General features: G+C 68.7%; 1 protein-coding gene and 1 pseudogene. Both read right to left on the bottom strand.

Annotated features, from left to right (window positions below; translation table 11 throughout):
• The coding region (locus IE069_RS15540; RefSeq protein WP_189351591.1) for a transposase family protein at window positions 1-481 on the bottom strand (481 nt) is incomplete at its 3' end.
• A 676-nt stretch (window positions 482-1157) separates the two neighbouring features.
• Window positions 1158-1251 (bottom strand): annotated as a pseudogene (locus IE069_RS15535) (antibiotic biosynthesis monooxygenase); the annotation flags it as partial.

The following is a 1251-nucleotide window of genomic DNA, read 5'->3' as shown; positions in this document are numbered from 1 at the left end:
AGACGTGCTCATCGACGCCAATGACCTTCACGCCCTCAAACCGCGTGGGGTCGTTGATCAGCAGCCGCTTGCCTTCAGCCAGGACCGCGTTGTTGGCGGTGTCCCACGCGACCCCGAGTCCCTCGGCGACACGGGCGACGGTGAGGTGTGCGACCACGATCCCTTCCAGCGCCCACCGCAGCCCGGTGCGCGAGAGCTTCGCGCGTGGCTCCGCCGCGGCGCTGGTGTCTTGGCGCCACACGTGTCCGCAGTCGGCACAGCGGTAGCGGCGCACTACAACTTCCAGCACGGTCGGTCGCCAGCCCAGCGGCTCGTGGGCCAACCGCCGGATCACGGTGTCACGAGCAGCGCCTTCGCTGCCGCACCGTCGGCACCACTGATCTGGTTCCACCACGCGGGACGCGAGGACCGCACGATCCGGTTCAAGTCGTTGTCCGGTCACGCTCAGACCGAGGCCGTCGAGTCGAGCGAAGGCGGTCAGGTCAGGGCGGCCGAAGCCGGCCGGCGGGGCTCGACGTCGGACACGTCGAGGTCTTTCGGATGGATGGCGTAGGAACCTCCGTCGTCGGGAGACCTCGACGTCTATCTGCGGACCGACGCGCCCGGCCGACCTACACCGTCATCTGAGAAGACCCCTGAAACGTCTTCGACGATGACGGGATCGGCGAGGAGGAGGGCGCGGTGAGCTAAAGGAATGGAGCTTGCTCGGCTTCGACGCCGCCGCAAGCTCCGGTGAAACGGTCGGTACTGGTCGGTCGTCGTCGGCCACCACCGGATGGCGGCGTCCCCCACGCTCGGCGTTTGCGCAGGTCAGCGGCTCGTTCGCCCAGTGGGCGCATCAAGCGATAGACGCAAAGCCGACGTGATTAGGTCGTCGGTTCGATTCCGACAGGCGGCTCCGGCGAACAGCCCCTGACCTGCGGAAACGCAGGTCAGGGGCGGTTCGGTTCTGGTGGTCGCGCGATGCGCTGGCCTCACGGCTCTGCCCGACACCGACGTCGCTCTCCTCCGCGACGGACCCCTCGCCGGCTGAGCGCTCGCGGCCGGCATCCTGTCCGTGTGCCGATAGGTCTCGCACCGCTCGGCAACGCAGCGTGGCGTTGCGTCGCGACCTGGCGACGGCTCGGCGGGGCGCGATCGTCTCGTGCGTTGGCGGACTACGGGAGCTTGGACGCGAGGACGTCGGCCGCCAGGATCTCGGGTGCTGCGCTGAGGAGGTGCTGGTTGGCCATCAGGGCTGCGACGATGGCG

The organism is Zhihengliuella salsuginis, from assembly GCF_014651715.1.
Classification (GTDB): domain Bacteria; phylum Actinomycetota; class Actinomycetes; order Actinomycetales; family Micrococcaceae; genus Zhihengliuella; species Zhihengliuella salsuginis.
The sequence above is the reverse complement of the archived record's forward strand: the minus strand, read 5'-3'. Positions and strand labels throughout refer to the sequence as shown.